Below are 6,606 nucleotides of genomic sequence, written 5' to 3'. Positions count from 1 at the left end.
TAACCAACTCTAGATGTGAAAGTTCATGCATTATTAAGTGAGATACCGACTCATAATTAGGCTTATGCTTTACTAAGTGATAATTTCTATCATAGTTTTCAGCAAACTCAATTTTTGCAGCAGTGTTTATATCTGAATCACTTATAACTTGAATGTCCTTTTCGCCTTTTTTGGACAATTCCTTAATAAATGCATTTAATATTATGTCATTATTGTAGTGTTCTGAATATTCTCTTGCACTTTTGATTGCTAATTGAAAACTATTTTCGAAAACTTCTCCTTTTCCTGTTGAAAGTCTTATTGCTTTTATTGAGAAATTAAATGCCTCCAAATATTCACATTTCTTCTCGCTTAATAGACCTAATGCTAAATAAGTATTAGGGTATTCAGGATTAGCCTCTCTAGCTTTATTGAAATATTTCAAAGCCTCATCACTTTCCCCTTTTTGCATCAACACTGCTCCGATGTTATTCAGAGTGATAAAACTATTTGGATAATGTTCTAAAATCTGCTTGTAGTATATAAAACTAGTTTCTAAATCACCTTTATATCTAGCAAATATGTTACCCATCATTAATAATGCCCATTCATTGGTGGGATTCCATCTTAATGAGTCAATTAATGTATTAATTGCTTCATCTTGCTCTCCTAAATCAGAGTATATCTGACCTAATAGCCTGTGATATTCAGAAACGCTAGGGTAATCTGAAACTAATTCTTTAGCTAAATTTAATGCATCATCAAATTTCTTATTTTCACAAAGATTCAATAGTAAAGTGAATTTTTCACTCTCAATTTCAACCTTCTCAAAATCCATCTCAATCTTCAAAAATTCACCTTCATCAGTTATGGTTGGAAATACAGAACCGATTTTATAAAATTCTTTAAGCTTATTGATTAATTGTTCCTTATCCTGATTAGGGTTAGAAAAAATTGTATTTGAAAAATCATCAACAGGAATAATAATTATCATTTAAGATGTGTGTATTTATTAATTACAAATTTAAAAAAATAAAGGTCTCAAGAGTTATTTATTGAATACTAAAGCACTGCACTTAAAAAAAATGGTTTGTCCGTCCTCAATTATCTGAACACCATCTTTTGTTAAATTCATCAATAGAAATTTGAGAATAGTCACTTTTGTTAATTCTATTAAAATGGATTAAACGTTCTGAGTCTGTCCGAGCAAAGTCAACATATTTCTCATATTCCCAACCTAATACATTTGATTTCTCAAATTCAGATAGCTCTAACAATTCCCAATAGTCGTATCTAACATCCTTAATAAACTTTATATATTTTGGCTGAATTATTTCTTGCTTTAAACTAAAATGGAATTCTGAACCATAAAGAGCTTTAGGTTCACTAATAGGTGTTTCAACAAAACTTTTTGCATCAACCTCATATAATGTCCATTCTTTTAATCCCTTTAAATTGAATGCAACATTAATTTCTTGAGTTAAAGTTGTAAAAAGGAAAATATAACCTTCTTCATTTTTCGATATACCATTGTTTGCTATCAATTCTCTATTTAATATATCTGAAACGTAATAATACTTCATTGTTCTTAAACTTTAATTATTTGGTTTGCATAATTACGAAATCAATCAACTATTAACAATGATAATTTGTTATAATTGGGAAATAAATTATAGACTAATAATACTTAATAGTTCACGATACTGAATGAGAAATAAGATGTTATGATTAAAAACTTAAATTCTAATGAATATTATAACCACGCTACTTTTTTTACCATAGGAGCTATTGATAACCGATCTTTGAGTGTATCAATTACTAAATTTTCTAGTTCGTCACCAAAATCCTCGGTAGTAATTAAGCAATCGTGTAAGGTGAATATTGGTGCTTGACTGTAATACTTTTTATTAAATTCTCTGGCTACTACATCCAATACGTAATGAGACTCTATTTGAAGTAACATATGGGATAACTTTTTATTACCATGCGTATCTTTAAAGTTATTAATAATATTCAAAAGGCTAGGGAATTTATTTTTAAAGATATTTCTGAAACCAAGATATTTTTCTGAATTAGATTCAGCATTAATCATAGCAATAATATATTTTTTAGCTATTTCACGTATCTGTCCATAGTCATCGACAAAATCATCATCCTTATTTACTTCATTTCGATACATAACACTTAATGAATCAACATCAAATTCTTTCCTAATATCATCAATAAATGAGTCATAAAATTGTCCACTAATCGTCAATTCTCTAACAAGCTCTATCTCAATAATAGAAAGCGATTCAAGAGTTTTGTAAAACATATGTACTAGAAGATTATTATTAATTAAATAATTACTAACATTATCACTAACTAACATACTTAAGAAATAAAATATAGAATTAGATAAATCTACTTCAACTAAACTCTTATTGTTATAAGAAATAAACTCTCTATATACTTTAGGTAACATTGTTATATTTGAGTGTATTCTTGAATCTGTTTCTTCAGTATAGTATAACTTATAAATGTGATTATTTAAGTCAACTATTTTAAATATCTCATTCAAATATTTACCATAGTCATTATGTCCTTTCCATCTTAAATTGCAGAGTTTAACTGCTTCATCAAAATTTATTTTTAAGTTCTGCTTTTCAAAGTACTTAAATAAAAACCTGTATTTACCACTTTTTAATATGGGAGGTGTAACACTTCTGTACTTAAGTATTTTATTAATAAACTTAACATCATCTATTTTTTTAAAATTCAATTCTTTTATCATAAACGCGGGGTTCATCCTATAAGAATATGAAGCCTTGCCTTTAGTGTATCTTTTACCGTAAAGAACACTTATATATTCAGTTACAAACTTTGTTCTAGAAACCTTTCTAGTATGTTCAACACAATCTGAAATTAAAAATTCAATATGTTTTTTATGCTTATTGTGTCTAACTAGTACATCTTTTTTGGAATGAATTGGAACATATATATCTTGTATTTTATCTAAATATCCTTTATCAGGGTTATAGTTCTCTATATAATAAGCTAAACCATTCAAAATATAATTTAGTGTATAATTTAGATAATCTATATCTAGCTCAAGTTCGTTGTTTGATATTATTTCATTAAAATCTAAATTACTTGGTATTGGCAGTATAAAATCTCTCATCCTAGGTATTTAAGTTCTAATTCACTTGCTATTTCATCTACTCTATCCATTCTAGCTGCTTCAGGTTTAATTGTTTCAATCCCTTTTCTAGTATCTTTTATAAACTTCTCATCACCTTGAAGTTTAAATATTTGTTTAAAACCACTAAATTTAAAATTAATCGCTAAAAAGAAAAATTGAACTTCAGGATTATAATGAATCCCAATTCTAGTAATATATTTTTTGATTAATTCAAGTCGTTTATTAAATGGCGCATTATATGACTCACTATTTCTAATATCTTTTATAAACTCTTTTACTAGTGTATCGGATTTTCTTTCGAAATCCAATTCATCAATGGCATTTTTTAAATTTAATTTTACATCCAATTCTTCAACTCGTAAATTTTGAGCTTCCTGAATTAGTCGTTTATCACCTTCAAAATCTAAAGCAAGTTTTATTGCGTTCTTAATTTTTCCATCTATTCTTAATAATTCACCTTTAAGTGATTCAATCTTATCCTTCAACATTATAATTTTCATTTCTTTCTCCTCATTAGATTTCTCTGCCCTTTCCTTCCTAATGTCTTTATCCCTTAATACTATATGCCAAACATATTGCTCTATAACATCTATATTAATTGACCTGTTACCACAATTAAGTTTTTTGTAACGTTTTGAGCTACAGAGATAGTAATTGTCTTTTTTATTGGTTCTTGTTCTACCATACATATTTCTACCACAAACTCCACATTCCAAAACTCCTTTTAGTAAATATTTATGACTAACCTTTTTACCTGAATTATTCCTGTTTTTTTTAAGATTTTCATTAACTGTCTGCCAATAATCAGGTTCTATTATTATAGGGCTATCATATTGTTTACCTCCAAAATTTCTAACACCCTTGTAAATCGTATTTTTTATAATACCTCTCACGCTATTACCTGACCAAGTAATATCTGTTTTTTTTGTTGTTGTAATTTCTCCTGTATACTTATTTTTAGTTTTGATGACTCCTTTACCAATTTTATTGTATCTAGTTAGAACTCCTTCTGCTGAAAGATTTTCAGCTATTTTATTCATCCCTATCCCATTTAAGCTATCAGAATAAACCCTTTTTACAATTTTAGCTTCTTCTTCATCTATTACTAAATAACCGTTTTCATCCTTTGCATATCCATAAGGATAAATACTTGAGTGTGCTTTTCCTTCTTTTGCATTTCTATGTAGAACAGATTTGACCTTCCTTGTTGTTAACTTAACATAATATTGGTTCATAATAGACACAATATCACCCAGCATTTCACTTTGGTCGTCCTCTAAATCAACAAATCCATTATAGGTATATAGTTTTATACCATTCTCTCTTAATATCTTTTTTATAACAAATCGCACCTGTGGATTTCTCTCAATTCTTGATTGGTCATAGGCATACACAGAGGTTATCAATCCATCCTGTATATCATCAATCAGTTTAGAAAATTCTGGTCTGTCATTAATGTTTTCGAGTGTTCCTGAATAACCTTCATCTATGAAAAATTTGTATTCAAGTCCTAATTCCTTGGCTTTCTGAATACCCAGTTCCTTTTGGTCATTTATGGAGCGATCTTTCCCCTCTTCTTTTTCTTTTGAAATTCTACAGTAGATACCTAGCATATATAATATATTTTAAATTATATATTAAGGCTTGTATATTATTATTCAGACTCCAGAAGATTAACCCAATTATCACATTTCTCCAATTCTAACTGTAAAGAGTCAGATTTCTTGCTTAAGTAATTAATTTGAATTAATAATTCATTATTTTCTAATAACAAACTATCACACTTCTCATCATTTTTTGAATAACAGGAAGTTAATATGTACGATATAGAAATAACTATTAAATAATTTTTCATCCTTAATATTTGTCAAATATATTAATTAATCTTAGATTTGTACACATCATATTGTGTAACCTTTGAAATTGTGTGATGTGGACTTCTAAAAGGCCGTTGAGCCATTAATCCCGTGTTTTCTTTAACACGACCAACTACGGAATGAATTTTTGTTGTTTCCAAAGCCTCACTCAATGTCATTGGAGGAAGTATACTTGGTAACCGTTTGGCAAGCATGGTTTTACCAGCGCCTGGAGGACCTATTAAAATAATATTATGACCACCAGCTGCGGCAATTTCCATACAACGCTTGATGCCTTCTTGACCTTTTACATCTGCAAAATCGAATTCTGGGAAATTGAGACTTTTATTGAATTCTTCCTTCACATCAATTATGGTTTGTTCTAATGCTTCGCCTTTATCAAAATAGTCTATAACTTGTGTAATGGTGTCAACGCCATAAACGTTCAGCCCAGAAACAATGGCAGCCTCTTTGGCATTTTGTTTGGGAAGAATAAAACCTTTAAAACCTTCTTCTTGTGCTTTTATGGCAATTGGTAAAGCGCCTTTTATGGGTTGTAAGGTACCATCTAAAGATAATTCGCCCATAATGACATAATCTTCTAAATGATCTGCTTTAATCTGATTGGTTGCTGCCAAAATACCCATGGCAAGGGTTAAATCGTAAGCACTTCCCTCCTTTCGTAAATCGGCTGGCGACATATTTATAATGATTTTTTTACCCGGAATTTTGTAGCCATTATTTTGAAGTGCAGCTGCAATTCTGAAATTACTTTCTTTAATGGCATTATCAGGTAATCCTACTAAATGATAACCGACGCCTTTGTCTACGTTAACTTCTACTGATATAAATACTATTGTGATAAAAGTGTTTTTGTCAGTGATGATAAGGGTTAAGAAGAAATGTTAAAGTTTTAATTATTTAATCACTTTACCGAAATCATTAATACTATCACCTTCATAAAGACTTATAAGCCTATCGGCTTTATAAAGTTCATTCTTTAAACTATCAACTAATTTATTATTAACTGGTGATTGATTAACCACTTTCACTTCATAGGGTTGATTTGGTTGTGTGGGTTGATTTAAGATATTCCATATTGAAAATATAATACTTATTACCATTGTGGCAATAGCAATCAAGATTGAAATATTAGCTTTTGATATGGCTTCTTTTGAACTTTTTCGAGCTTCAACCAATTCTAAATAATCAATATATTTTTTAGATGCATCACCATTTATAAATGCTTTTTCCCTTAAAACTTTACTATAAATAATATTAGAATCATTTGGTTTCAGTAATTCAATTTTATTATTATGTTTAGCTATTATATATTGAACCGAATAATAAATTGTGGTGTTTAGTTGATTTTCATTATGAGTATCAACTGTTGAAAAATTTTGAATATACCATTGTACAAAAGTACATTCAGCATATTTATTAAACTTATTACCAAGTCTTTTTTCTAATTCATCAATTAATTCTTGATATGTAATTCCATTGGCTTCATTTTCAAGTCCAATTTCCATTGCTGTTATATACCTATTCTTAATTATATCACTCATAAAATAAAGGTACAAAAAAACCCAC

General features: G+C 28.7%; 5 protein-coding genes and 1 pseudogene. All 6 read right to left on the bottom strand.

Features of this window, described 5'->3' with window-relative positions; all coding sequences use genetic code 11:
- The coding region (locus tag GK51_RS00730; protein ID WP_048331034.1) for a tetratricopeptide repeat protein at positions 1-973 on the bottom strand (973 nt) is incomplete at its 3' end.
- 106 nt (positions 974-1,079) lie between these two features.
- Positions 1,080-1,562: a hypothetical protein gene (locus GK51_RS00725; protein ID WP_048331033.1), complete on the bottom strand. Its 483-nt coding sequence runs from the start codon at positions 1,560-1,562 to the stop codon at positions 1,080-1,082.
- 170 nt (positions 1,563-1,732) lie between these two features.
- Positions 1,733-3,139 carry a hypothetical protein gene (locus tag GK51_RS00720; protein WP_048331031.1) on the bottom strand — a complete coding sequence of 469 codons (1,407 nt, stop codon included), beginning with the start codon at positions 3,137-3,139 and terminating at the stop codon, positions 1,733-1,735.
- Positions 3,136-4,773, bottom strand: coding sequence for a recombinase family protein (locus GK51_RS00715; RefSeq protein WP_053069189.1), 1,638 nt, complete (start codon positions 4,771-4,773; stop codon positions 3,136-3,138). Before GK51_RS00715 ends, GK51_RS00720 begins: the two co-directional genes overlap by 4 nt.
- A gap of 299 nt (positions 4,774-5,072) precedes the next feature.
- Positions 5,073-5,903, bottom strand: a pseudogene (locus tag GK51_RS00710) (YifB family Mg chelatase-like AAA ATPase); the annotation flags it as partial.
- Between the two features lie 30 nt (positions 5,904-5,933).
- Positions 5,934-6,581 (bottom strand): hypothetical protein, encoded by a 648-nt coding sequence (locus GK51_RS00705; RefSeq protein WP_048331030.1) that lies wholly within the window; start codon positions 6,579-6,581, stop codon positions 5,934-5,936.
- Between the last annotated feature and the right edge of the window lie 25 nt (positions 6,582-6,606).

This window comes from Bizionia psychrotolerans (assembly GCF_001039595.1).
Note: the sequence above shows the minus strand (reverse complement) of the source record. Positions and strands in the feature narration are given on the sequence as shown.

What these genes read in the sequence shown, in the direction of transcription:
- GK51_RS00720 (WP_048331031.1), bottom strand. Translation starts at nt 3,139, where the DNA reads ATGAGAGATTTTATACTGCCAATACCAAGTAATTTAGATTTTAATGAA.
- GK51_RS00705 (WP_048331030.1), bottom strand. Translation starts at nt 6,581, where the DNA reads ATGAGTGATATAATTAAGAATAGGTATATAACAGCAATGGAAATTGGA.
- GK51_RS00715 (WP_053069189.1), bottom strand. Translation starts at nt 4,773, where the DNA reads ATGCTAGGTATCTACTGTAGAATTTCAAAAGAAAAAGAAGAGGGGAAA.
- GK51_RS00725 (WP_048331033.1), bottom strand. Translation starts at nt 1,562, where the DNA reads ATGAAGTATTATTACGTTTCAGATATATTAAATAGAGAATTGATAGCA.